General features: G+C 68.9%; 26 protein-coding genes. 13 read left to right on the top strand and 13 right to left on the bottom strand.

The window, feature by feature from the left end; genetic code table 11:
• Position 1: 1 nt before the first annotated feature.
• Together OG992_RS11810 and OG992_RS11815 are read right to left on the bottom strand one after the other, a co-directional pair.
• A complete protein-coding gene (locus tag OG992_RS11810; protein WP_266303247.1) occupies positions 2 to 475 on the bottom strand; it encodes a VTT domain-containing protein in 474 nt (157 codons plus the stop codon).
• The gene (locus OG992_RS11815) at positions 472 to 1,065 is read right to left on the bottom strand and encodes a CDP-alcohol phosphatidyltransferase family protein (RefSeq protein ID WP_266303248.1); all 594 of its coding nucleotides are present in this window, start codon (positions 1,063 to 1,065) and stop codon (positions 472 to 474) included. Before OG992_RS11815 ends, OG992_RS11810 begins: the two co-directional genes overlap by 4 nt.
• 141 nt (positions 1,066 to 1,206) lie before the next feature.
• Here OG992_RS11815 and OG992_RS11820 point away from each other — a divergent pair, with 141 nt between their 5' ends.
• The 3 genes from OG992_RS11820 to OG992_RS11830 all read left to right on the top strand — a co-directional run bounded on the left by OG992_RS11820 (position 1,207) and on the right by OG992_RS11830 (position 3,933).
• A complete protein-coding gene (locus tag OG992_RS11820; protein ID WP_238686534.1) occupies positions 1,207 to 2,310 on the top strand; it encodes a sensor histidine kinase in 1,104 nt (367 codons plus the stop codon).
• Entirely contained in the window at positions 2,307 to 2,954 is a 648-nt protein-coding gene (locus OG992_RS11825; protein ID WP_112585182.1) for a response regulator transcription factor, read from the top strand. The genes OG992_RS11820 and OG992_RS11825 overlap by 4 nt, the downstream gene beginning before the upstream one ends.
• Positions 2,955 to 3,069: 115 nt before the next feature.
• Positions 3,070 to 3,933: a TIGR03620 family F420-dependent LLM class oxidoreductase gene (locus OG992_RS11830; RefSeq protein WP_266303249.1), complete on the top strand. Its 864-nt coding sequence runs from the start codon at positions 3,070 to 3,072 to the stop codon at positions 3,931 to 3,933.
• A 233-nt stretch (positions 3,934 to 4,166) separates the two neighbouring features.
• Here the strand turns inward: OG992_RS11830 and OG992_RS11835 are convergent, their stop codons facing one another.
• Entirely contained in the window at positions 4,167 to 5,090 is a 924-nt protein-coding gene (locus tag OG992_RS11835; protein WP_266303250.1) for an oxidoreductase, read from the bottom strand.
• A 37-nt stretch (positions 5,091 to 5,127) separates the two neighbouring features.
• On the opposite strand from OG992_RS11835, the gene OG992_RS11840 reads away from it, so the two are divergent.
• The 3 genes from OG992_RS11840 to OG992_RS11850 all read left to right on the top strand — a co-directional run bounded on the left by OG992_RS11840 (position 5,128) and on the right by OG992_RS11850 (position 7,704).
• The gene (locus tag OG992_RS11840; RefSeq protein ID WP_266303251.1) at positions 5,128 to 5,589 is read left to right on the top strand and encodes a MerR family transcriptional regulator; all 462 of its coding nucleotides are present in this window, start codon (positions 5,128 to 5,130) and stop codon (positions 5,587 to 5,589) included.
• Between the two features lie 118 nt (positions 5,590 to 5,707).
• The gene (locus tag OG992_RS11845; protein ID WP_266303252.1) at positions 5,708 to 7,102 is read left to right on the top strand and encodes a GAF domain-containing protein; all 1,395 of its coding nucleotides are present in this window, start codon (positions 5,708 to 5,710) and stop codon (positions 7,100 to 7,102) included.
• Entirely contained in the window at positions 7,102 to 7,704 is a 603-nt protein-coding gene (locus OG992_RS11850) for a hypothetical protein (RefSeq protein WP_266303253.1), read from the top strand. Before OG992_RS11845 ends, OG992_RS11850 begins: the two co-directional genes overlap by 1 nt.
• Positions 7,705 to 7,931: 227 nt before the next feature.
• Here the strand turns inward: OG992_RS11850 and OG992_RS11855 are convergent, their stop codons facing one another.
• Positions 7,932 to 9,074: a glycosyl hydrolase 53 family protein gene (locus OG992_RS11855; RefSeq protein ID WP_266303254.1), complete on the bottom strand. Its 1,143-nt coding sequence runs from the start codon at positions 9,072 to 9,074 to the stop codon at positions 7,932 to 7,934.
• A 9-nt stretch (positions 9,075 to 9,083) separates the two neighbouring features.
• Positions 9,084 to 10,268, bottom strand: coding sequence for a cellulose binding domain-containing protein (locus tag OG992_RS11860; protein WP_266303255.1), 1,185 nt, complete (start codon positions 10,266 to 10,268; stop codon positions 9,084 to 9,086).
• A 194-nt stretch (positions 10,269 to 10,462) separates the two neighbouring features.
• Here OG992_RS11860 and OG992_RS11865 point away from each other — a divergent pair, with 194 nt between their 5' ends.
• Both OG992_RS11865 and OG992_RS11870 read left to right on the top strand, forming a co-directional pair.
• Positions 10,463 to 12,226 (top strand): DUF1996 domain-containing protein, encoded by a 1,764-nt coding sequence (locus tag OG992_RS11865; protein ID WP_266303256.1) that lies wholly within the window; start codon positions 10,463 to 10,465, stop codon positions 12,224 to 12,226.
• 203 nt (positions 12,227 to 12,429) lie between these two features.
• Entirely contained in the window at positions 12,430 to 13,257 is an 828-nt protein-coding gene (locus tag OG992_RS11870; protein WP_238686555.1) for an SAM-dependent methyltransferase, read from the top strand.
• 244 nt (positions 13,258 to 13,501) lie between these two features.
• On the opposite strand, the gene OG992_RS11875 is transcribed toward OG992_RS11870, so the two are convergent.
• The 3 genes from OG992_RS11875 to OG992_RS11885 all read right to left on the bottom strand — a co-directional run bounded on the left by OG992_RS11875 (position 13,502) and on the right by OG992_RS11885 (position 15,263).
• On the bottom strand, positions 13,502 to 14,131 hold the full coding sequence (locus tag OG992_RS11875) for a carboxypeptidase-like regulatory domain-containing protein (protein WP_238686556.1): 630 nt from the start codon (positions 14,129 to 14,131) through the stop codon (positions 13,502 to 13,504).
• Positions 14,132 to 14,423: 292 nt separating this feature from the next.
• Positions 14,424 to 14,831, bottom strand: a complete 408-nt coding sequence (locus OG992_RS11880; RefSeq protein WP_238686557.1) for a nitroreductase family deazaflavin-dependent oxidoreductase — start codon at positions 14,829 to 14,831, stop codon at positions 14,424 to 14,426.
• Positions 14,832 to 14,969: 138 nt separating this feature from the next.
• A complete protein-coding gene (locus OG992_RS11885) occupies positions 14,970 to 15,263 on the bottom strand; it encodes a hypothetical protein (RefSeq protein ID WP_238686559.1) in 294 nt (97 codons plus the stop codon).
• Positions 15,264 to 15,490: 227 nt separating this feature from the next.
• On the opposite strand from OG992_RS11885, the gene OG992_RS11890 reads away from it, so the two are divergent.
• Positions 15,491 to 16,219, top strand: coding sequence for a hypothetical protein (locus OG992_RS11890; protein ID WP_266303257.1), 729 nt, complete (start codon positions 15,491 to 15,493; stop codon positions 16,217 to 16,219).
• A gap of 164 nt (positions 16,220 to 16,383) precedes the next feature.
• Here OG992_RS11890 and OG992_RS11895 read toward each other — a convergent pair whose 3' ends face one another.
• Complete coding sequence (locus OG992_RS11895; protein ID WP_266303258.1) at positions 16,384 to 18,363, bottom strand: NACHT domain-containing NTPase; 1,980 nt, start codon at positions 18,361 to 18,363, stop codon at positions 16,384 to 16,386.
• Between the two features lie 178 nt (positions 18,364 to 18,541).
• On the opposite strand from OG992_RS11895, the gene OG992_RS11900 reads away from it, so the two are divergent.
• Positions 18,542 to 18,970: a DUF4279 domain-containing protein gene (locus OG992_RS11900; RefSeq protein WP_266303259.1), complete on the top strand. Its 429-nt coding sequence runs from the start codon at positions 18,542 to 18,544 to the stop codon at positions 18,968 to 18,970.
• A gap of 6 nt (positions 18,971 to 18,976) precedes the next feature.
• Positions 18,977 to 19,444 (top strand): SMI1/KNR4 family protein, encoded by a 468-nt coding sequence (locus OG992_RS11905; RefSeq protein WP_266303260.1) that lies wholly within the window; start codon positions 18,977 to 18,979, stop codon positions 19,442 to 19,444.
• Between the two features lie 19 nt (positions 19,445 to 19,463).
• Here the strand turns inward: OG992_RS11905 and OG992_RS11910 are convergent, their stop codons facing one another.
• From OG992_RS11910 to OG992_RS11920, 3 genes are read right to left on the bottom strand one after another with little or no spacing between them, the layout of a single operon-like run.
• A complete protein-coding gene (locus tag OG992_RS11910; RefSeq protein ID WP_238686565.1) occupies positions 19,464 to 19,682 on the bottom strand; it encodes a hypothetical protein in 219 nt (72 codons plus the stop codon).
• The gene (locus tag OG992_RS11915) at positions 19,679 to 19,858 is read right to left on the bottom strand and encodes a hypothetical protein (protein WP_238686566.1); all 180 of its coding nucleotides are present in this window, start codon (positions 19,856 to 19,858) and stop codon (positions 19,679 to 19,681) included. Before OG992_RS11915 ends, OG992_RS11910 begins: the two co-directional genes overlap by 4 nt.
• Complete coding sequence (locus OG992_RS11920; RefSeq protein ID WP_238686567.1) at positions 19,855 to 20,031, bottom strand: hypothetical protein; 177 nt, start codon at positions 20,029 to 20,031, stop codon at positions 19,855 to 19,857. The genes OG992_RS11915 and OG992_RS11920 overlap by 4 nt, the downstream gene beginning before the upstream one ends.
• Before the next feature lie 232 nt (positions 20,032 to 20,263).
• Here OG992_RS11920 and OG992_RS11925 point away from each other — a divergent pair, with 232 nt between their 5' ends.
• Complete coding sequence (locus OG992_RS11925; protein WP_238686568.1) at positions 20,264 to 21,391, top strand: DNA-binding transcriptional regulator; 1,128 nt, start codon at positions 20,264 to 20,266, stop codon at positions 21,389 to 21,391.
• A complete protein-coding gene (locus tag OG992_RS11930; RefSeq protein ID WP_112671432.1) occupies positions 21,388 to 21,966 on the top strand; it encodes an HD family hydrolase in 579 nt (192 codons plus the stop codon). Before OG992_RS11925 ends, OG992_RS11930 begins: the two co-directional genes overlap by 4 nt.
• 517 nt (positions 21,967 to 22,483) lie before the next feature.
• On the opposite strand, the gene OG992_RS11935 is transcribed toward OG992_RS11930, so the two are convergent.
• Positions 22,484 to 23,146 carry a hypothetical protein gene (locus tag OG992_RS11935; protein WP_238686569.1) on the bottom strand — a complete coding sequence of 221 codons (663 nt, stop codon included), beginning with the start codon at positions 23,144 to 23,146 and terminating at the stop codon, positions 22,484 to 22,486.
• Positions 23,147 to 23,328 lie beyond the last annotated feature (182 nt).

Below are 23,328 nucleotides of genomic sequence, written 5' to 3' on the forward strand. Positions count from 1 at the left end.
GTCAGGCCAGCACCGCCGGCAGGACGAGCACTGCGAAACGGATCACCCGCCCGGAGAGGCAGGCGACGGCGAACTCCCAGCGTCGAAGGCCCGCGGTGCCGGCGGCGAGGCTGACGACTGCCAACGGTGGAACCCCCACCGCCGCGGAGGCCAACACCGTCGGTAGGGCGGTGCGGCGGCGGGAGAGCCAGCGTCGGATCGGTTCGGTCCACCGCGCGGCCCGAGCCGCCGCGCGCCCTGACTTTCCCCGTTTCGCGACCCTGCGGGCCAGTCGCCCCGACCCGCGACGCGCCGACTCGAACAGCAGCAGCTTGCCGGCGGTCTGCCCGAGCGCCAGGGCGACCACCACGGCGACGAGAGCGTGGCCGCCGCGTTGCCCGGCGACCACGGCGAAGGCCTCGGCGTTGACGATCGGGACGAGCGCCGAAGCGACACCGTAGCCGAGCGCCACCACCGCCTCGGCGAGGCTGCTCATGCCCGGCCGTCCCGTTCGAGCAGCCGGACCACCGCTGCGACCGACCACAGCTTGACCACGACGACGGCGACGGCGACGCCCAGCGCGAGCAGGTACTGCCCGAACGCGATGGCGCCGATGACGCCGGCGGTGTTGGCGACCTTGGCCACTGGCGACCAGTTCAACGCCCACACCCGCCGGTCGACAAGGTGGAAATAGTTGGGGCTGAGCACCGGCCAGCACAGGAACGCCAGCGACAGCATGGTGTCCAGCACCAGGAACGAGAGCAGGAAGACCACCGCCACGACGGCGACGTCCGGCACGAGGGAGACCAGGCCCACGCAGAGTACGGCGGTGCAGGCGCGGTCGCTCACGATGTCGAAGACGGCCCCGGCCCGGGTCTCCTGTCCGAGCCGGCGGGCGGCCCAGCCGTCGAGCACGTCACCGAGCCAGTAGATACCGTACGATACCGCCATCAATGCCACCGATCCGGAGACGAGGGCCACGATACCGACGGTGACGGCGGCGACCGTGCGAACGGCGGTGATGTAGTTGGGAACCGTACGAAGCGGGCCGACGGTGATGGCGGCGCGGGAGTCGACGAGAGTCACCTCCGCAGAGTCGTCCGGCAGGCGTTTTCGCGGAACGTGCCAGGGTGCCGAAGTGGTTCCGAGGGCGGTACCGGGGTGCCGGCCGATCCGGTACCTGGGTACTGGCCGGCCTTCCGGCTGGTCACGGAGACTGTGCGGGTGATGACTGGAATCCGCGAACGGTTGCGCGACCCCGAGCGAGTGCGCCGGCTCGCGTACGCTGCGGTTGGTTTGATCATCGCCGCCGTGGTCACCACAGTCGAGGACGGCGTGTCCGTCCCGGCCGGCTGGGCGTGGCTGGTGCTGCCTGTCGGCCTCGGGGCCACGGCGCTGCGCCCCCGCTACCGAACCGCGGTCTTCGCGGTCTGCGCGGGGTTCGTGGCGATCGTGAGCACCGGCGAGTCGGTACAGCTGGGCCTCGCGGCCGCCGGCCTGGTGTTCGTCTCGGTCTGCGAGGATCCGGCCCGACACCCGTGGCTGGGGTGGGTGGGTGGCCTGATCGGCGCGGCCGGCGCCCTCACCACCGCGCTGTTGAACGAGCGCGGGGTGTACGAGCAGCCGTTCTTCTTCGTGACGGCCGGCTACCTGCTGGCGATCCTGATGCGGTCGTGGTCACGCGGCCGTGCCCTGACCCGGGAGACAGACGACCTGCGCGGCCAGGCCGCCTGGCTCGAACAGCGCACCAATCTGGCCCGTGAGCTGCATGACGTGGTCGGCCACCACGTCACCGCGATGGTGGTGCAGGCCGAGGCGGGGCAGCTCAGTGACGACCCGGGCGCGGCGCTGCGGGCGATCGCCGGCAGTGGCCGCACCGCACTGAGTGAGCTGGACACGCTCGTCGTGCACCTGCGCGATCCGGACGCGTCGATCGCGGTGAGCGCCCCGCCGCGCCTGTCCGACATCGACGAGCTGCTCGCCCAGCCGCTGCGCCAGCAGGGCGTGACGGTGCGGGTCCAACTCGACCCGGAGCCGGGCCTGGACGAGATCGGTGTGTTGACCGCGTACCGCATCGCCCAGGAGGCCCTCACCAACATCGCCCGCCACGCGAAGGCCAGGGAGGCCTGGGTCGAGTTGGTCCGCGTCGGCGACCACGCCCGCCTGCGGATCAGCGACGACGGCGTCGGGCCGCCCCGGGCACCCACGAGCGGCTCGGGCCTGCTCGGCATCGGGGAGCGCGTCGCCGCGCGCGGCGGGAGCTGGGAGTTGAGCCAGCGCCCCGGCGGCGGCACCGTGGTGCAGGCCGACCTGCCGGTGGCGACCAGATGATCCGCGTCGCTATCGCCGACGACCAGGAGCTGGTCCGGGACGGCTTCAGCCTGATCCTGCGGTCCCAACCCGACATCCAGGTAGCAGCCGAGGCCGCCGACGGCCGGCAGTTCCTCGACGCCGTACGTCGCGACTCCCGCATCGACGTCGCCCTCGTCGACATCCGCATGCCGGTGCTCGACGGCCTGCAAGCCACCCGCGAGCTGGCCACGATTCCCCACGCCCCCGCTGTCATCGTCGTCACCACCTTCGACGACGACGCCTACGTCCTGGACGCCATCGCCGCCGGCGCACGCGGATTCCTGCTCAAACGGTCCAGTGCCCGTGACCTGATCGCCGCGGTACGCACCGTCGCGGCCGGCGAGGCGGTCCTCTCCGCCGAGGTCACCGGTGCCGTACTCGACCGGGTCCGCGCGACCGGGCCGGCCACCCGCGTGGAGTTGGCGGCCTACCAGCTCACCGCTCGGGAGACCGACGTGCTCGCCCTGATCGGCGCCGGGCTCAACAACAACGAGATCGCCGAGCGCCTCTACCTGTCCATGAGCACCGTCAAGACCCACGTGACAAACGTGCTGGCCAAGACCGGCAGCCGCGACCGCGTACGAGCCGCCATTCTGGCGATCCAGGCCGGCCTGACGCCGTGAGTCAGGGATCGGCGCGGGGGCCCACAGACTCTGCCGGCGGCCCTGTCGGCCGGTTCACATGGGGCTGGGAGCGCTAGCTGACGCGGTCGCGGCCGATCGGTCGTAGGGTTGTCGTATGGCACAACGACTCGTCAGCGTGTGGCAACCGTTCTTCCTTGCTAGCGAGAGTCGGGGCGCGGCCATCGACGCCGCGACCGAGTTGGAGGATCTCGGCTACTCACGTATCTGGTTCTCCGGGGGTTTCGGCGAGAACGTCGCCAGCCGTTTCCGGGAACTCCTGGACGGGACCACGCGCATCGGGGTCGCCACCGGAATTCTGAGCATCTGGCATTCATCGCCACCCGAGGCGGCGGCGTTCGCGCAGGACGCGGAGCAGGCGCATCCCGGCCGGTTCCTGCTCGGTCTCGGCGCCAGCCACGCGGTGGTGGTGGAAAGTGGCGGCACCGACTATCGCAAGCCGTACTCGCGGATGGTGCAGTACCTCGACGGCCTCGACGCGGCCGGGCTGTCGCCCGAGCGACGCATCCTGGCGGCACTGGGCCCGCGGATGCTCGAACTCTCCCGCGACCGCTCCGCCGGGGCGCACCCGTACTTCGTCCCCGCCGAGCACACCGCGGAAGCCCGAGCGGCGATCGGGCCCGACCGGCTGCTCGCCCCCGAGGTCGCTGTGGTCCTCGACGCGGACGCCACCACCGCGCGCGCCACCGCCCGCCAGTACACGAGCGGGTACCTCGCACTGCCGAACTACACAAACAACCTGCGGCGATTCGGCTGGACCGACGAGGACTTCGCCGACGGCGGCAGTGACCGCCTCGTCGACGCCCTGATCCCGTGGGGCAGCGTCGAGAAGGTGGTGGCCGGGTTGGAGAAGCACTACCAGGCCGGCGCGGACGAGGTGGCGATCCAGGTGCTCAACGGCGGCGACGACACGGCGTTCCCCGCCGACGCGTTCCGCGCCCTCGCCGCAGCCCTGATCTGACCTCCGAAAATCGCGGCACCGTCGGCCGCCGTCGCGGCTCGGATGCCGTCAACCATGTGGACCGGCACCAACTGACCGCTCTCCTGGCAGGCAAGGGCGCTGCGCCGGGATGACGGGTGGGGTCTGACCGGCTGGTGGCATCGTCGAGCCATGCCTGGGTCGCCTTCGACGACGCCACGTGCGAACTGCTGACCGCGGCGCTTCAGGGTTGAGATTGGTGGCCGCGACACCGCTCAGACTCGCCCGACGAGATCGAGGCCGGTCAGGTCCGCCGACAGCGCCCACAGGCGGGCTGCCTCGCTGCTGTCCGTGGGGCTGCCGTCGGTGATGCGGCAGTCCACGCAGTAGTCGCCGCCGTTCGCGTCGAGGTGGGGTGACGTGGCGGCCCAGACCTGGGTCGCCGCGCCTTGCTCGACGGTCTTGAACAGGCCCGGCGCGGGAGTGCCGTCAGCGTCGATCCAGCCGGCGGCGACCATCTCCTCGGCTGCGAGGTGCCGTTGCAGGGCAGTGAGGATCCAGCCGGGGTTGACGGAGAAGGCACGGACGCGGTGCGGCCTGCCGAGCAGGTCGAGGTGGCGGGCGAACAGGATGTTCGCGAGCTTGGACTGGGTGTACGCCTCCCACTTGTCGTACCCGCGCTCGAACTGCACGTCGTCCCACCTGATACGCCACGCCGGGTTGCGCCCGGAGGCCACCGAGACGACGCGAGCCGTGTCGGGGGCGGTGAGCGCGGGCCACAACAGGTTCGTCAGCGCGTAGTGGCCAAGGTGGTTGACCGCGAAGTGCCCTTCCCAGCCGGGTCCAACCCGGGTTTCGGGGCAGGCCATGATGCCCGCACTCGCGATCAGGATGTCGAGCGCGGGGTGGCTGCGGAGGAACCGTACGGCGAAGGCGCGGACGGAGGTGAGGTCGGCGAGATCGAGCTGGTCGACCTCGACCCCGGGTACGTCGGCGAGTGCCTGCTGCGCTGCATTCGGACGGAGAGCTGGGACGACGACCCGAGCGCCCGCTCGGGCGAGCGCGCGGGTTGTGGCGAGACCGAGACCGGAGTAGCCGCCTGTGACGAGGGCGGTCTTTCCGGTGAGGTCGAGCCCGGCGAGGACGTCTCCGGCCGTACTGTGGGCACCGAACCTGGTGTGGGTCGTTTCGCTGGTCATGCCGCGGACGCTAGGTGCTAGACCGAGGTCTAGGTCAATGGCTACGGTCGAGGCCATGGCGGACGGCGGCCTGAGCATCGGGCAGGTGGCGCAGCGCACCGGGTTGAGCGTGCACACCCTGCGGCTCTACGAGCGTGAGGGCTTGCTAGCCAGCGAGGTGCGGCGCGACAGGTCCGGCAGGCGCGTCTACAGCGCCTGGGACGTCGAGTGGCTGGCAAACTGCGTGAAGTTCCGTGCCTCCGGGATGCCGCTCACCACGATCAGCCGCCTGGCCCAGCTCGTACGCGAGGGCAGCGGCAACGAAGCCGAGCGGCTCACGTTGCTTCGCGAACATCAGCGCCACATCACCGAGCAGCTCACGCAGCTGCACGACACCCTCGAACTCATCAACGGCAAAGTGGCCAGCTACGAACAGCACCTCGCCGCCGGCGCCTCCGGTGATCCCTGGCAACAGCAACCCCATCCCGCCCCGACAGAGGGCACACCTCAGTTGGGCTGACGAACACCGCCGGCCGGACCGGGCTCGCTTGCTCTCGTGGCCGTTCGAGTGCCTGGTTGCGGTGCCTGGTTGGTGGGTAGGACCTGAGTGTCGGGCAGATGGGTACGCTGCACTGGCGGTGGCCTCGGCCAAGCACCTCCGCACCACTGCCACCCTCACCGCCCGGGTGGCACCACCGGCGTTCCCGTATTCGCAGACGAGAGGCGAGACCCACACCATGACCGCCGTACCAGGCCAACGGTCTACTGCTGCTGTGGGTTCGGCGGCTGCCGAGCAAGCAGCGGAGGAGGACCTGCGGGCGTTGTTCGGGCAGTCCATCGCCGTCTTCGCGTCTCTGGCGGGGCCGTCGCACCTGGTGGAGACGGCGAACCCGGCGTTCTTCGCCAGCATCGGCGAAGAGCGGGCCCGGGTCGGGGTGGCGATCGCCGAGCTGATGCCCGAACTGGCCGGTCAGGGATTCATCGCGCTCCTGGACCAGGTCTTCCGCACGGGTGAGCCGTACACCGGCCGTGACGTCCGGGTCGTGCTGGGCAGCGGCCCGCAGGCGCGGGAGGCGTTCTTCGACTTCACCTACGAGCCGCGGCGGGACGCCGACGGCAACGTGACCGGGATCCGCGTGCTCGGCGTGGAGACCACACAGGTCAAGCATGCCCAACGGCTGATGGCCGAACACCGTGCCCTGCTGGAGCAGATCGCCCGTCAGGCACCCCTGACCGAGGTGCTCGACGGGATGGCCCGCTGTATCGAGAACCTCGCACCGCAGGAGGTGCTGGTTTCCGTCCTGCTCGCCGATCCCGACGCCCGACACCTGCGCCACGGCGCCGCGCCGAGCCTGCCCGACTTCTACAACCAGGCCATCGACGGCATCGCGACCGGCGAAGGTGTCGGTTCGTGCGGCACCGCCGCCCACCGGCGGGAACCAGTCATCGTCACCGACATCGCCACCGATCCGTTCTGGGACGACTTCCGGGACCTGGCCGACCAGGCCGGACTGGCGGCGTGCTGGTCCACGCCGATCCTGGCCCGCGACGGCGGCCTGTTGGGCACCTTCGCGATGTATCACCGCACCCCGCGCATCCCGCAGGACACCGACCTCGCCCTCACCCGGCTCTTCGCCGGCACCGCAGCCCTGGCCATCGAACGCCACCACATCGAGCAGGCGAAGCTCGCCGCCGAGGCACGCGCCAAAGCGGCCAACGACGAACTGGCCAAGGTGCTGCGCGTGGAGCGGGAACTGCGCGCCGAGGCGGAGCAACGCGCCGCCGTCGCCGCGGAACTCGCCACCCAGATGCGTGCCGCCGCGGCCGCGCAGGCCGCCGCGCCGCACCCCGAGCACTGCCAGCTCGGCGGCGCCGCCGGGTGCACCGCGCCGGCCGAGGTCAAGATCGCCGATTCGTGGGGTGACGCGGCGTGGGGCTGCCCGGCCCACGTCGAGGAGGCCATCCTCAACGTGCGGTCGGTGTTCATCGCCAGCGAGGAACTCGGTGGCCTGACCGCCTACCTCAACCGCTGATGGCACCCGACGCAGCGCTCGGCTTCGGCTACAAGATTGATTGGCTCGCCACACGTGACCGCGACGCCGATGCCGTCGCGGCCGCGCTGAACCTCAGCCGTCCCACTCCCGCCACCTGGCGTGATGCGGTCACGGCTGCGTATGACGACCAAGGCCAGTGGCTGCTCACGCCGCCGCTTGACCGGTGGACGCTCGCCGCTTCGAGAGATGTTCCCGTACCCGAAGACGACCGATTCACCCCTTGGCTGGCGGCGCTCAGCCAGTTGCTCGGTGAGGTGCAGTACTTCGGCACTCATCGCGTCGTCGAATACCACGGGTGGGGGCGCGCCCGGGGCGGCGTGGTGGAGCGAGCATTCGCCTACCTCGGCGAGCGCGGCGAGGTGCTGTTCGACGTCGGCGAACGCACGCTGGAGGAGCAAGCGCTCGGAGTCGGGGCCGTCTCCGACGAGGACGAACCGTGGGACGACGATGACGAGACTTCGCCGTGGCCGGATGAGGAAACCGTGCTCACGCTCGCTGGTCAGTGGAGTACCGACCCACGGACGCTGGAGAGCGCCGTTGTCCCCGGGCATCCGTGGATCGCGTCAGCTCGATCGGGATAGCCAGAGAGCGAGTGCGTACCCCCCTTGTCACCCAGCAGGAGACGCACCTCGCGCGTCTCGATCCGCCTCACCGGTGACGACCTCTGCGCAGCTAGGGACGCCACTCCTTGCGGTAGTCACCTGCTGATTCGCGCCCGCCGCCCGATAGGTGCTCGGCGACGGATCGTGGCCGCTGCCCGAGCGGTCTTGGCAGAGCCAGGAACCGTCGCCGCAGGTCCGGTGCAGGGTCAGGGCGTCCACCGTACGCCCGGGTTCACCCGCCCGGACCAGTCGAAGACGGCCATGTTGTCCCACTGATTTCCGGTGCCGTTGATGTTGGCCGGGTCCCAGCCGTTGCCACGGACGGCGTACCAGGTCGGTTCCCAGTAGAAGACGCCGATGGCACCCGCGTTGCGGGCCGTGTTCTGGACCCAGTCGAACTCCTGGGCCTGCCCGGACCAGGTCGCGCTGATGCCGTCGCAGGTCGCGTCGCCGATGGCGTTCGGCTCGCTGTCCGCGTTGTTGCGGGTGAAGGGGTACGCGGTCTCCACGATCACCACCGGCTTGCCGTAGCGCCCGCGCAGGTCGACGATGGTGTTGTAGAGGTTCGCCAGGCTGCCGTGCCACATGCAGTAGTACGACTGGGCGGTGATGTCCCACTGCACACCCTGGGCGCGGATGCCGTCGTAGAACCATCGGGCGTTGGCGTTGCTGTCGGCGTTCGCGGTATGGATCATCACCGGGATGGCGCTGCCGCACGCCTTGGTCGCGTTGTAGCCCTGCTTCAGCAGCCCGGCCAGCGGGGCGAAGTCGTTGTTGACGACCTTGCCCTCGTTCCACAGCATCCCGACGTTGATCTCGTTGCCGATCTGCACACTGTCCGGTGGGGTGCCCTGCCCCCGGAGGCTGGAGCAGACGTCGTAGGTGAAGGTGTAGACGTCGGTCCGCAGTTGGCTCAGGCTGTGGCCGGCCCAGGCGGCTGGCTTGTACTGCTTGCCAGGGTCGGCCCAGGTGTCGGAGTAGTGGAAGTCGACGAGCACCTTGAGGCCCTTCGTCCTGGCCGCCCTCGCCTGACCCAACACCGCGCTCTTGTTGTTGTAGCCACTGATCGGGTTGTTCCAGACGCGCAGCCGGACGTAGTTGACGCCGACGGACTTCAGGATGTCCAGCGGGTCGCGGGCTACCCCACCGGCGTCGTAGTACCTGGCGTCGAGATCCAGGCTGCGCTGCAACGAGGAGACGTCGGCACCGCGCATGGTGAGCGTGTTCGCTGCGGAGACGGGCGCGGGCGCAGCGGCGAGCGTGGTGGCGACGGTGACGATGCCGGCCGCGACAGCCCCGAGCAGGGCCCGCGCGCGGCGATGGTGGGGTGTGGCCGGATGTGTGTTCACGAGGCTCCTTCAGCCCACTGTGCAGGAAGCGCCGTTCAGCGAGAAGCCGGTCGGCGGCGCGTCGCTGACACTCCACCGCCCCTGGACACCGAAGGTCGCAGAGCCGTTCGGCGCGAGGACGCGGTTCCAGTCGACGTTACGAGCGGTCACTGTGGTCCCGCTCTGGCCGATCGTGGCGTTCCACCCCGAGCTGACCTGCTGGTCTCCCGGGAAGTTGAAGGTGACGGCCCAGCCGTCGATCGGTGCCGCCCCGGCGTTGTGGACCGTCGCCGTGGCCACGAAGCCGCCCTGCCACTCGGACTGGTTGCGGTAGGTCACCCGGCAGGTCGAGGGCGGCGGGGGCGTCGGAGTGGTCGTCGTCGTGGGCAGAGTGACAGTGTTCGACGCGATCGACACGTTGCCCACCGCGTCGCGGGCCCGCACGTAGTACAGGTTCCGCAGCGGCGTCGACGCAGGTAGCGGCGTCGTGTACGTCGTACCCGGCACGGTGGCGACCAGTTGCGAGGTGAACCAGCCGTCGAATCGGTAGACGTTGTACCCGAGCACGCCGACGTCGTCCGTCGACGGCGACCAGGACAACGTGCCGGTCGAGGCGGTCACCTCGCCGACGGTCAGGTTCTGCGGCGCGGTCGGCGGGGTGGTGTCCGGGCTGATGTCCGTCACCGGGGTGACCACTGTCAGCGCGTTCGACCAGTTCGAGCGTTGCCCGAGGCTGTCCCGGGCGATCAATCGGAACGTGTACTGCTGGCCCGGCCCGAGGGAGCGGGTGATCGTGGTGCTGGTGACGGCCCCGACGCTGGCGCTGAAGACGATGTCGCCGAACTCCTGGTAGTACGTGATGTCGTACCCCGCGATGGCGCAGCAGCCGGACGTGGCGGCCGTCCAGGTGAGGGTGACCGACGCGCTCCGGACCTCGCTGGCGGTCAGGTTCGTGGGCGCACTCGGCGGGACGGGCGAGGTGCTCGGCGTACTGGACGGCGTTGGCGACGCGGTTCCGGCCGGTGCTGCGACGGACACCGCGGCCCCTCCGGGCGCTGGGGCGACCCCCGGGTACGCGGCGGGCGTCACGATGCCGGCGTCGGCCGCCGGTGCGACGCTCAGAGCGGTGCCGAGCACCGCAGTCGACAGCACGACGGCGGTCAGCAGACCCGGCCGCAGGCGGCGGAACGGCGAGGACGAGCGAACGCCTGTCATACGTCGACGATGCCGCAAGACATCGACGATCGCCAACGTGTCTCACGCCTCGGCCGACAACCGGACCGGCTCATGCCCGACTTCTTACCGAACCATGACGTGCAGGGTGACCGCTGACCGTTGACCGCCCGTTGGCCCGTACCGAGGGGAGACAGCACAGCACCGGAGCCCTTTCCGGCTTTGAGGAGATTCCGATGAACCGCAGAAAGAACGGGACCGCACTGGTCCAGACCCGGCCGGCCCGAATCGCCATGGCCGCGCTCGTGCTGGCGGCCACCGGCGCGCTCACCGCCACCTTCGTCTCCAGTGGTGGCAAGGGCACCGCGGATGCCGCCACCAGCCTGGACCAGTTCGTGTCGATCGAGAACGTGCCGCCGAACGTGCAGAACCCGAGGCCGGCCGCCGGTGCGTCGACCGGCCGGTTCACCGTCGACTGCGGCACGAACGGCAACGGCAAGTTCAGCCCGGACAATCCGGTGGCCCAGCCCGGCATCCGCAACGGCGCCGAACACGTCCACGACTTCGTCGGCAACCTGGCCATCACCGCGAACTCCTCCGACGCCGATCTGGACGCCTCCGGCACCACCTGCCGCAACGGCGACAAGTCGTCCTACTTCTGGCCGGTGGTCCGCATCGACAAGACCGTCCGCGGCGGCAAGCAGGTCCAGCAGGCCCTCGCCCAGACCCAGCCGATGGTCGTCTGCCCCTCGGTCGGCAAACGGCTGCGGGCCGTCCCCATCGGGGCCCGCGGCACCGTCGACCGTCTGCTGGCCGAGTTGGATCGCCAGCAGGCCGCCGCGAACCAGCGGATGACCGCTAGCCGGGGCCGCATCGACGCCGCATTCAACCGGGAGGTCATCGACTCTCTCCGGGCCCGCCGCGCCGCGATGATCAAGCAGATCAGCACCACGATCACCACCGCCGGCGGTAGCCAGCCTGGCCTGGTCTCGCTTGTCGACTGTGACGTCAGCTACGACGACATGCACGCCCGGATGCCCGGCAGTGCCCACCGGGAGAGCGTCAAGGCAGCCCAGGCCGCGAATCCGCGAATCCAGTGCCCGGCCGTGCGGGACAGGTTGCCCGGCGTACCCGATCGGGCGCTCGCCGAGGTGAACCGCAACCTCGACGACCTCGACCGGCAGATCTCCGAAGCCAACGAACGCCTCGTCACCAGTCGCGGCCAGGGCGGCCCGGCGTTCGTCGACAACGCCATCCTCGGACCGCTACGCGCCAAGCGGGTCGCCGTGCTCAACCGGATCGCCACCGCGATCGGGCGGCAGGCCCCTCGCCCGCAGGGTCTCGAAGCGCTCGCCGGCTGCACGCTGGACCAGGCCCCCAGCACCCCGACGGCACCGAGCAGCGCGCCCACCACCGCCGCCGCTGCGCTCCCCGACCCGCAGGGACCCAACCTTGAACTGCCCGGCAACACCGGCGGCATCGTCCGCCCGGCGCAGGTGCTGATCGAGTACCGCGGCAACCCCGTCAGCGCTGTGGTGCCGATGCCGAAGTTCCTCCGGGCCCTCACCGGCGACGCCAAGCCCACCAGCCGTGGCCCGGCCAACGCCCGTGCCACCTGGACCTGCTCGGGCTTCACCGACCGGCTCTCCGACAAGTACCCGATCTGCCCCGCCGGCAGTCAGGTGCAGCGCGTCCACGACTTCCCCGGCTGCTGGGACGGCCGGAACGTCGACAGCGACAACCACCGCAACCACGTCGCGTTCGCCGACAAGGCCACCGGCGCCTGCCCACAGGGCTTCCGGGCGATCCCGCAACTGCGGATCACCGTGGCCTACGACATCGCCCGCGACGTGCAGGTCAAGGGCCAGTACGCCCTCGACTCCTTCCCCGAGGAGAACCACAACCCCTTCTCCGACCACAACGACTTCGTCAACGTCAACTCCGCCCAGACGATGCAGCGCATCGCCACCTGCATCAACAAGGGCAAGAGCTGCTCCTGACGCCGGGGCCGCGTCGCTCGGGGCGGGGCGGGTCGCGGCCGGCTGCCGGCCGCGACCCGGTGTGTCGCCAAAATCGAGGGGACGATTCACTGGGAGCGATACCAGTGGGGCAAAATTCGACCCTCCCGATCGTTACACTCGCCGGAACGCCGGCACCGCCGCAGACCTCGACCTGCGCCAATCCCCATCGAATGGAGACGCCTGTGACCCGCGACAAGGCGGCACCCCCCGGTATCGACCCCAACATTCCCAGCGTGGCCCGGGTCTATGACTTCTTCCTCGGCGGCAAGGACAACTTCGAGGCCGACCGGAAGGTCGCCGAGCATGCTCTGCGGATCACACCGGACGGGCCGGCAGCCGGCCAGGCCAACCGGGCCTTTCTGCGTCGAGTGATTCGCTTCCTCGTCGGCGAGGCCGGCATCGACCAGTTCCTCGACATCGGTTCGGGGCTGCCCACCCAGGGCAACGTGCACGAGGTCGCCACCGAGCAGAACCCGAAGGCTCAGGTGGTCTATGTGGACAACGACCCGATAGTTCTGTCGCACGGACGGGCCCTGCTCGCCGCGGAGGGCACCGCGACGGTGATCCAGGCGGACATCCGTGAGCCGGAGGCGATCCTCAACCACCCTGACGTACGCCGGTTCCTCGACTTCGACCGGCCGATCGGTTTGCTGCTCTTCGCGATCCTGCACCACCTCGGCGACGACGAGGACCCGAAGGCGGTGGCGGCCGCGTTGATCGATGCGTTGCCCTCCGGCAGCTACGTGGCGATCTCGCACTTCCGCGACCCGGGCGAGCGAGACCCGGAGGGCTCCCGCAAGGCCCGCGAGGTCGAGCGGGTCTTCAACGAGTCGCTGGGCACCGGCCGCTGGCGTACCGACGAGGAGATCCTCTCGTTCGCCGACGGGCTGACGGTGCTGGAGCCGGGGCTGGTGCCGCTGGCCGAGTGGCACCCAGAGCCGGACGCACCGGCTACGGTGCAGACCGACACCTATCACACCTTCGTCGGGCTCCTCGCCCGCAAACCGTAGGCGGCGTCTCACGTTGAGGTCCGTCGGCGGGAGCTCGCCCCGCCGACGGACTCGCCGCGTCGGATCTGACCCCCGGCGAGAACAAGGCCGCCAGTCCCCCGTACGTGGTGCGGCCAGACCCACCCCGGCTACTGCCGTCCGCTTCGGCCGTCCAGCCGCTGTCCTCAGCCTGGCGGCAGGAAGATGGCCCTGGCGCTGAGCGCCAGGGCCAGGCCTCCCAATCGATCACGCGGAGGCTGGGACATCAGCTCCCGGAGTCCGGGAACAGGTAAAGGTCGAACCGCATCCCCTGGTTGTCAAGCTCCAACTGCTGGCTGCCGTAAAGGCTGGGCGGGCCGGCGTACGTGCCGATGAGGTTGTACAGGCCCGGGTCGACAACGAACTGGAAGGCACCATCGGGGCCAGTCACGACCTCGATCCCGGCCGGCTCCAGCCGAATCGTCGCCCCCTCCAACGGCAGCCAGGTGGTGGTGTCGAACGCTTGGCCCTGGAGGCTCCAGATGGCAGACACCGTGAAGCTTCCCTGCGTCATGGGGCTCAGCCGGCCGCGGCGGTCGACCGCCACCGCGTACACCGGCCGCTCACCCGTCACGCTGCCTACGTCGATCGTCACACTGGCCGTACCGTCCGACGCCGCTTGGACCTCGCCGTCCAGATGCGTGTTGTCGACGCTGTAGCGGAACTTGGTCACCCGGGTGTCGCCGTTCGCGGCGAACGTGATGGCGATCTGGCCACCTTCGGCGGCGCTGTCCCCGCCCGGGAAGCTGATTGCCGGCTGCAGAGGCGCCTTCGTCCCGGACGGTCCTCGGACGGCCGCCGATGCAGGCGGCGCCACCAGCATCGAACCGGCGGCCAGTGCCAGCGATGCGGCCAACGCGGCAACACCACGGCGAGTGAGACGGGTGTGCGCACCCAACGTTGATCCGACGAACATTCCAGCCCCCGTATCATCAGAACGTCATAGCGCGCTCACCCTAGTCAGCAAGATGATCTACGTCAACGCTGTTCAATGCGTTGCTAATGGACTGTCGTGCGGCATGCCGCCGCCCACTTTCGCGGATGAAACGTCGCTTCGGCGACCGGGCCACCTTTTGGTGCGGGTGGGCGAGATCGCTCACGCCATGCGGGCGAGCACCCCGCGGGTGCACCGACGTGACGTCACGTGCCTACCGCGCGGGTTCCAATACGACGACTGGGATCTGGCGGGTCGTCTTCCGCTCGTAGTCGGCAAAGCCTGGATACGCGGCCTTCTGAGCGCTCCAGATCCGCTCCCGTTCGTCCCCCGCGGCGACTCTGGCGACCAACTCGACCTTGTCCGTACCGATCTCCGCTTGGGCCTTCGGGTCAGCGAGCAGGTTGTAGTACCAGTCGGGATTGCTGGGCGCGCCGCCCTTGGACGCGAACACGGCATAGCCGCCGTCCACCTTCTGGTACATCATCGGGCTCACGCGAGGCTGGCCGCTCTTGGCACCGACCGTGTGCAACAGCAGTAGCGGGGCGCCGGCGAACTGACCGCCGACCTGCCCACCGTTGGCGCGAAACTCCGCGATGATCTTGTCGTTGAAGTCGCTCATGCCTTCTCCTCGCCCCGCGCATCGGCTCCGTCGACACGATTCTGACAGTCCCCGGCGCTCACTGCTTGCGTGCGCAGGCCGCAGTCGCCGAGTGCGCCAACGTGGCGTCCCGGCCATGGGCGAGGGTCGCTTCAGGCACTATGACCGATGTTCCCGAATCAAGCGCAGGAGGATGCGCACCGCGAGCACCCCGAGCACGACCACGGCTGGAATGGCCAGAAGAGTCCACGGTCTATCGAGCAGGTTGGCGGTCCCGAGCAGGGCGACCGCGAGGCCCTCCCATAGCAACTCGCGTCCACTGAGAAGTTCTCTGCGACGCGGCCGCTGGCCCCGCCGCCTCTCTGTTCGCAAGCGTCGAACCGCGTGCAGCGTGAACACCACGCCAAGTGCGAGGCAGAGCGGGCCCGCCAGAAAGTCCAGCGCGGTCGGCACGACTCCTCCTACGGGCTTCTCGGCTGACAGGGGGAAGCGCCGAGCGACGGACCGATCTTGCCATCACCCTCGGCTCTCCGCTGGTCCCACCAGTACACCTAGGGCACAGGCATTGCCTCGGCGCGGGCAGCCGCCGGAGGCGAAGAACACTATGCTGCGGCCCGAATGGAAGCGGGGTATCAATGATTGTCGGTGGGCGAATGCGCGGCGGTCCTCTTATCGCAGGGGTGCTGGTATTGGCGGGACTTGCCGGCTGCGTGGAACAGCCTGCCCCGCCGACGCCGTCGGTGAGCGCCACCCGATCGGCCCTGCCCAACGAGCCGCAGGCCCTGATGGCGACTATTGGAGGGCTGGTCAAGCAGACCGGTGTCGGCGACGACATCCGGCAGGGCGAGATCGAGACCGGCGAGGCGTGGTACGAACCCTGCGACTTGCTCATCGCCGATCCAGACCGCGCAAAGAACACCGGGTTGCAGCTTGACGCAGTGTGGTCCGCTGGCCTCGAGGTCAACCCCGTGCCGTCTTTCCAGAACATCCAGCCCCCGATGACCCTCTTGAATGTCCGGGTGTTTCACCTGCCCGATGCCTCTGCTGCCGTCGCCGGCGCAACGAGGGCGCGAGCCGCCCGCTGCCCGAGCGAAGAGTTCCGCCTCAACATCGGCCAGGCGACTGCACGGTGGGGGTCAGGCGCGGTGACCATCGCCTCGACGAGCGCGCGGCTAACCACCGCGACGGTTGAACGAGTAGACCCGGCAATCGACGCAGGGGTGGATTATCTGCCCGGCGACGCCCGGCTGGTCTTCGCGCACGGACCACTGCTGATCAGCATCGAGGCGCTCGCGCTGTGGCCACGCCAGCAGAACTCCGCTGCCGAGATCACCGCAGCGGCTCAGGAGAAGGCAATGAGCCTGGCGGCGGCGGTCGTGAAGACCCTGTCGACGTCGAGCGAAAACTGACGCCGCACGTCACGATGAGACAGTGGTGGGAATGCGGCGCGTGCACCACGGGCAGGCCCTGGCCTACCGGCAACGCTGGCCCGAGGGGTAGCAGAGGGATCCGGGGTCAAGGGCGGCGCGTAGCGGCCGGGGAATTCGAGCTTTCGCTGGGGAATCACGCTGGCTCACTCGACCGTCGGTCTGGCCTGTTGACGAGCGCCCGCCCCGGCTCTCACGCGACTCAGGTGTTCACGGGCGTCGTGTCGGTGGGCGAAGTGCGACAGCAGGTCGTCGTGGCGGAACTGATACGAGATGCCAGCTGGGCGCAGGAAGCCGAACGCGCACATCCGCTGCAGGCAGCGGGCCGGTGCCGGAGGCATCCGGAACGCCGAGGCGACGATCATCGCGAGGTAGCGCCGCCAGAGCGCGCAGGCGACCGTCTCGCCGACGATCACGCAATAGCCGATACCCAGCACCGCGCCGGGCCACAAACCCCACGTGTAGCTGAAGCCCCACACCACTGCCGGGCAGACGACCGCCGCGGAGAGCCGGGATACCGTGCGCTCATGGCGCAGGACGCCCAGCGGGCCGACGATTTCCGGGCGGGCATCGGTGGCCAGGGTCTGTCCGAACCCCACGGTCAGCCCGATCGCGAGCCACGACGTAGCGAATCCGATCAGCCCGACCAACGGGTCAACGAGCACCCAGGCGGCCGCGCCGATGAGCAGGGCCGTTGCTGCCTGTGGCAAGAAGAACCGTGGATTGCCCAGGCGGGACCAGTCTGGGGTGGCCGCGGGCACCCACGGCTTCGTGCTCGTGCGCGCGAGCATCGCCACCCAGGTCAGAGCGCCGATGAGCAGGACACCGCGACCGAGCCACCCGCGTGGCCACAGGAACAGAGTCAGCCAGACGAAGCCGGGCGCCGACATCAGTACGCAGATGGCGAGGTCCACGAGGCGAGGCACCCGACGGCCGGCGATCGGCCAAAGTCGGTGCAGCACGATGTCGTGCGACGGCAGGGCCCGTCCTGCGAAGCTGGCCTGGGTCACGCGATTGTGCTCCAAGTAGCGTGCATACCGCGACAGCCAGTACAGGTCGGCGACGTTGCGGAGACGGCGCCACATCGAGCCGCTCAGGACGACCGACTCCACGTACCGTGCCACCAGCGACCGGACATCAGCCGCCTCCGCGCCGGTGACCAGTTGCTCAGATGAACCGCCGATCGACCGCCGATTGCGGGCCAACTCCGCCACCATGCTCAGCTGCCACGGGCTTTTCAGCGCCCTCACCTGGCCGGCGTCCCGCAACGACTCGGCCAGGCTTTCCGCCACCGGGAAGCGGTCGGTGCCGCCGATGGAGCGCGACAGATAGGTGGTGGCGTCGGCGTAGCCGACCGGCCGAACCGTGTACGAGGTCAAGGTGTGATGCTCGCGCAGGTCCGCCCGGATCGCCCGCCAGGTGGCTTGACGGCAGGTGAGGAGGAACGGCGCCCGCTTGCCGCGCAGCCGCCAGTCAACGAGCCGCTGGAGGAACCACTCGGCCGGCTCCACAGCCTCCTCCGTGCTGCAGAGTTCGTCGAGTCCGTCGAGCAGGGGCAGCACGTCGCCCGACTCGATCAGCTCCCGGGCGGATCGGCGGGACACGTTGAGTTCGACAGCGACGAAGCCGGCCAGCCAGGTCGTGATGTCGCTCTGACCGGTCCAGCGGCTCAACGGCACGACCAGTGGAAGCACCTGCGGATCGTCGTTCACCAACTCCAGCGCGATCCGCAGCGTGCTGTACGACTTCCCGCGGCCGGGGTGGGCGACCAGGACCACCCGTGTCTGCCGGTGCCGCAGCCCATCGGCGAGCGCGTGCAGCGTCGTATCGGGTTCGCCACCCGCCCCGTACGCCAGGTCGATGTCCTCCGCGGTCCGGCGCATCTGCGCGGCCCGGGCGGCGACGTCGCTGGCGACCTTCAACTGCAGGCGCGCGAGCAGCCCGAGTGGCTCCTCTCGACGGGCCAGCCAGCGCAGGGACTGCACCATCACGACAAGCAGAGCCACCGCGCCAAGGATCGTGCCCAGGTAGCCGGACTGACCGGAAAGCGTCGGCTCGGCCCGGTAGGCCGGAATGAACCGACTAACCGTCACCACGAGGACCACGCCGACGAGCACTGTGAGCACAGCGGCCGTCCACCGCAGTATCTGATGTCGTCCGGACCGGGTCATCGCAGCGCTGGAGACGGAGGCATGTCGATTCCCTCTCAGGTCGTTCTCCGACGATAACTGACGGCTGCACGGCGAATTCGCGTCGCCAGGGTGACGCTGGTCTGTCGCGCTGGCGCGCTGCCATGATCGGGCCATGCGGGTACATCAGTACGTCTACTTCTCGTTGCGTTCGGACCGTCTCCCTTCGCGCGAGATGGCGACACGGTTAGGCATGGAGCCAGACGAGATCAGCGTCAAGGGGAGTAAGAGGGAGAACCCTCCGGTGCCGGCCGTCCACTCGTGGAGGGTTGTGTGTCGTGACAGCGGCTTGACGGTCGATGAGCAGATCGACCGCATCATCGACCGCCTTGGGCCTATCGCTGATCAGATCGCGGCCCTCGTGAGAGTGATCGATGAAGCGGAGGGGGAGGGCATCACCTCGACACTGCAGGTGGTGCGCTACTTCAATGACGACGATGGCGACCAGCATCAACGACTCGGCTGGCACCTCGATCGCCGAGCCCTGGAGTTCCTACACCACACAAGGGCCGAGCTGGACGTGGACGAATACGGAGACGACTGAACTGCCTTGACCCACTCCGCGCTCCGCCCCCCGCTGACCGACGAGGTTCTGCGGACGGTGGAAGCGCAGCTTGGCTACCAGTTGCCCACCGCGTACGTCGACCTGGCCCGTCGACACAACGGCGGCTCTTTCGCCCGTGATGCCTACCCCGCACCCAGCCGAACCTCCTGGGCTGATGACCACGTTGGCGTGTACACGTTGGCTTCGGTCGGTCGAACTGCCGGGTTCAGCCTCTGTGGCGAGATCGGCAGCGCTTTCTGGGTGGCGGAATGGGGCTACCCCGACATCGGCATCTACATCGCCGACTGCCCGTCGGCGGGTCACGACATGATCGCCCTCGACTACCGCTCGCCCGGTGAGCCTGCCGTAGTGCACGTCGACCAGGAGTGGAACTACCAGATCACCGTCCTCGCCCCCGACTTCGAGACCTTCGTGATGGGCCTGGTCGACGAGTCCGAGTACGACGAGGACTGATCGTAGGTCCGCAGGATGCTCACCGAAGCCAGCCGAGGAAGCGTCTGTGCAGCGCACCCGCCGGCACCCAGGTCAGGTCCTCGGAGGCCCGCACCAGTTGCGCACCGAGGTAGAGGGCCAGGGAGATCGGGGCGTCGTCGAACTCGGCGCGTAGCTCGCGCTGCCGAGTGCGGCAGGGCCAGGGCGCGGCGCAGCCGCCGCAGCTCCAGATCGGCAGCACCGGGCCGTGCGTGGTCATGCGCGGCCTCCAAGCAGCGCCGCCGTCATCGACCGCGCCTGCCGGCTCGTCGCCCAGTCCACCTGCCAGCTTGGGTACGGCGTGAGCCGCGACCACCACGCCCGGCAACCGGTGCCCAGGCCGTCCTGAGCGAGCAGGTGTACGACCAGGATCTGCCGCTCGGCCGCGTTGCTCACTGCTCCTCCTCGGCGGGCCAGTGCCCCCGGTTGATCGGAATGCGGTGTCGGCTGCGACAGGGCAGTTCCGCCCCACAGCGGCAGACCCAGCTCCACTTCCGCCACGACCAAGCCGGGCGGTGTCGCCGTGCCAGGGTCATCGCGACGGCGATCAGGTACTGGTCGTAGGTCACTCGTCGCCATGGTGGTGTCCTGTCCCGCATCACTGGCTCCCTCCGCTGGGCAGCACTCCACGGCCGACCCCGAAACGACGGGACCGGATCTGGAACGTTCGGTAACTGCGACGCTACGATCACGGCGACGGCGGTGGGACTCACCCGCAGTACGAGTGAGCAGGCCAGATGAGCTGCCGCAGCATCGGTTCCACAGCGGAACGTCGACCACGGGTCAACGTAGGGATGACGCATGAAAGGTCACGGACGATCAGCACCGCATCGCGGCGAGGTGACCGGCTACCTGTTCAAGCTGATCCGGGAGTCCATCCCGCTCACGCAGGAGCAGCTCGCCGTCGACCTGAACGTCGATCGCGTGACCGTGCAAAGCTGGGAGTCCGGGCGCCGGCCATTCACCGCGGTACCGCTCGGGCAGTCGATCGCCGTCCGACGCCGGCTCGGACGGCTTGGCGCGAACACACTCCTGCTCGCAGCACTTGACGACGCCGCCGAGGCGGATCTCATCCTCGCCGCCGTCCTCAACGAACATGTGGGCCGCTGCGACATCGCCGAACACCCGCTTGGCTGGTCCGTACTCACCCACCGCCTGACCGACTTGATCCTCTGGGCCGTTCTCGGGCAGACACCGGCCTTCGCCAGGGGGCTACCCGTCGCCCATCCCCGACGCGGTCCCGTCGCGTCCGGGCCGAGCCTGTCCGTCGACGAGCAACGTGCGTTCTTCGCTCACCTCCAGGTGCTCGCCGACCGGGCCGCAGCCGGACGGCATCGCAATGTGCTGCTGCACCGGCAAGCCTGCTTCCTCGCCGGCATGGACCCCACCAGGGCAGCAGCAGGTTGGCTGACCCAGACCACCGCCCGAGCACGCCGCACGACCATCTTTCGCACCTGGTCACCGCTGTGGCCCGACGCCCGCTCCGTCGTCACGTCCCTCGCCAACCAGGGAGACCCGGAACCGTTACGAGACTTCATCGCTCGCGCACACCCCGACGACGCCTGCGAGCGAGCGGCCCTCAACTACTCGGCGTACTGGGTGGGCGAGATCCCGTACCGCCACCGCGACGACTCCTTCATGCCCGAAACGCTCGCTGACTGGCATGGCTCAATCCTTCTTCGGCACCTGGTCGAGCGCATCGATCCAGGGCATCCCTTCGTCGACCTCAACATCCACAACGTCTGGGCATTGCTGGCCGCACGACGCGGTCTCGCTCTCGACAACCCCGCCGCGACTCGAACACTCCTCGACCACAGTGTCCCGCTCCTGGACAGTGACCGGATCTCCGCCCAGTCGCGGCAGGAACTAACCTCTATCGTCTACAGCCTGCGGGCGGACGGACTCACCGGCACAGGGACGGGCAGATGACCGACGACCACGACGCCGCCGGAGCGATGAACTTCATCTTCGAAGCCGGCGTCCTCAAACGCGCCGCCCGCACCGGCTGGTGGTTCGCCGGCGTTAAGCAACCCGAATCCATCGCCGAGCACTCCTTCCGAACGGCGCTCATCGGAATGATGCTCGCCGCCATGGAGGGCGCCGACCCAGCCCGAGTGTCGATGCTCTGCACCCTGCACGACACCCAGGAAACCCGAATCACCGACATCCCACACATCGCCAAGCGCTACCTCACCGCCGTACCCAACACCGCCGTCACCGCCGACCAGGTCGCCGCCTGCCCCCCAGCCGTCGCCGACGTCATCACCGCCGCAGTCGCCGAATACGAAGCCGGCGAGACACTAGAAGCTGTCGTCGCCCGTGACGCCGACAAGCTGGAATGCCTCGTCCAAGCCGTCGAGTACCGCCACCAAGGCATCGACAACGTCCAGCGCTGGATCGACAGCTCACGAGCCGCGCTAAAGACCGCCAGCGCCCACCGCCTTGCCGACGCCGCCCTCAGCGGACAACCCCTGGCCTGGCTCACTCCCCCGCCACAGGAGTAAGCGTTCAACACTTGGCGTTGTGATGATCAGCGGCGGGGGCGTAATCGACCAAAGCGGGCTCTCTGCCTTGTGAGCGGCTGTTACGCCTGGCATTGATGTTCAACGTTGGGCGTCGCCCGTTTCCCTCTGACGGCCTGGAAACGGCACGATCTTGGGCCCAGCCGGCGCCCGCGACGATCCGAACGGCCCACCACCTCGCTCGTCAACGGTCTGTCGTGCCGCGGCAGCCCCTGAAGCCTTCGCTTTCGCGCCAGCCGCCGGGGCATGTTGCGTGGCCGGAGTCGGAGCGCCAGCGGAGCGACAGGCGGCGGCGCTTGCGGCCCGTCTCGGGCCGCCTTGATGGACGTACAGAAGTCCTCCCATACATCAGCGGGCGGCTGTTTGCCTCGTCACGGGACATGCTTGACAGTGGCGTCCCACCAGGTGCTTGAAAGGCGATTCCACCGCTTGGCCGCAGCCCTCACCTACGGTGACAGGACCGCAATTGCGGCAGGTTCGTGCGGGTTGACCCGGGGCTCTACGCCGCCGTGGTCGGGTAGCCGTACTCCTTTGCCTTCTCGCGCAGGTCGGCCAGTTCAACTTCCGGGTTGAGCGCGCTCACGGCTGCGTCGGTCAGTGGACGGAGCGCAACGACGTGTTCAACCACAGCGTGATCCAGTTCAATTTCGTAGACATCCTTGGCGTGCTCGATGTATTCCGAGACGATGTCGTCGCAGAGGATGTCGAGCAGCCATGAGCCGTCTGGGTCGACCTCATCGTCGTCGGCAGGTGAGAAGTCGATGTCGTTGCCGGCATGCCACCGCTCGTCGTTGGTGCGCCGCCAGAGGACGAAGGTGGCGTCAAGGGTGCCGTCCTGCCGGCAGAACGCAGGCTCGTGTACCTGCGTCTGGAACTGCTCAGGCATTCCGTCGAGGAGGCCCGGCCACAGCCGCCCGTCGCTGTAGTTGAACATCGACGACTCGTGGTAGATACCCCGGACGAATACGCCGTCGGCGGTGAAGACTATGTCGTACTCCTCGCCGCTGCCGTTACGCATCGACGCTGCCTCGTCCTCGCCCCATTCGCGGTCGTAGGCATAGTAGTCGCCCTCGACGATCGCATCGAGCATCGCTAGGGCTTTGCAGCGCTCGCGCAACACGTCGATGGATGGCAGCCGCGCGGCGATGTCGTACACGGTCACGCCGGGAGCCTACGTCCCGACGGCGAGCCAGCGCTGCAAGTCGCTACGCCACCCCGCAACCGACCGAGCCAGAATCCAGCGGCATCACGGCCTCCCTCAGGCCGACGGGAACATCTACCGACAATGACGTGACCCCCGAACGATCTAGGCGCCTCGTCAAAGTATGTGCTGGGACGGATCTG

It is taken from the genome of Micromonospora sp. NBC_00362 (genome assembly GCF_026342155.1).
Lineage (GTDB): Bacteria > Actinomycetota > Actinomycetes > Mycobacteriales > Micromonosporaceae > Micromonospora > Micromonospora hortensis.

Bases quoted from the DNA above. Each gene is read 5' to 3' on its own strand.
- OG992_RS11810 (WP_266303247.1), bottom strand. From the start codon at position 475: ATGAGCAGCCTCGCCGAGGCGGTGGTGGCGCTCGGCTACGGTGTCGCT.
- OG992_RS11900 (WP_266303259.1), top strand. From the start codon at position 18,542: ATGCGGGTACATCAGTACGTCTACTTCTCGTTGCGTTCGGACCGTCTC.
- OG992_RS11865 (WP_266303256.1), top strand. From the start codon at position 10,463: ATGAACCGCAGAAAGAACGGGACCGCACTGGTCCAGACCCGGCCGGCC.
- OG992_RS11825 (WP_112585182.1), top strand. From the start codon at position 2,307: ATGATCCGCGTCGCTATCGCCGACGACCAGGAGCTGGTCCGGGACGGC.
- OG992_RS11840 (WP_266303251.1), top strand. From the start codon at position 5,128: ATGGCTACGGTCGAGGCCATGGCGGACGGCGGCCTGAGCATCGGGCAG.
- OG992_RS11850 (WP_266303253.1), top strand. From the start codon at position 7,102: ATGGCACCCGACGCAGCGCTCGGCTTCGGCTACAAGATTGATTGGCTC.
- OG992_RS11925 (WP_238686568.1), top strand. From the start codon at position 20,264: ATGAAAGGTCACGGACGATCAGCACCGCATCGCGGCGAGGTGACCGGC.
- OG992_RS11930 (WP_112671432.1), top strand. From the start codon at position 21,388: ATGACCGACGACCACGACGCCGCCGGAGCGATGAACTTCATCTTCGAA.
- OG992_RS11835 (WP_266303250.1), bottom strand. From the start codon at position 5,090: ATGACCAGCGAAACGACCCACACCAGGTTCGGTGCCCACAGTACGGCC.
- OG992_RS11910 (WP_238686565.1), bottom strand. From the start codon at position 19,682: ATGACCACGCACGGCCCGGTGCTGCCGATCTGGAGCTGCGGCGGCTGC.
- OG992_RS11830 (WP_266303249.1), top strand. From the start codon at position 3,070: ATGGCACAACGACTCGTCAGCGTGTGGCAACCGTTCTTCCTTGCTAGC.
- OG992_RS11820 (WP_238686534.1), top strand. From the start codon at position 1,207: ATGACTGGAATCCGCGAACGGTTGCGCGACCCCGAGCGAGTGCGCCGG.
- OG992_RS11860 (WP_266303255.1), bottom strand. From the start codon at position 10,268: ATGACAGGCGTTCGCTCGTCCTCGCCGTTCCGCCGCCTGCGGCCGGGT.
- OG992_RS11880 (WP_238686557.1), bottom strand. From the start codon at position 14,831: ATGAGCGACTTCAACGACAAGATCATCGCGGAGTTTCGCGCCAACGGT.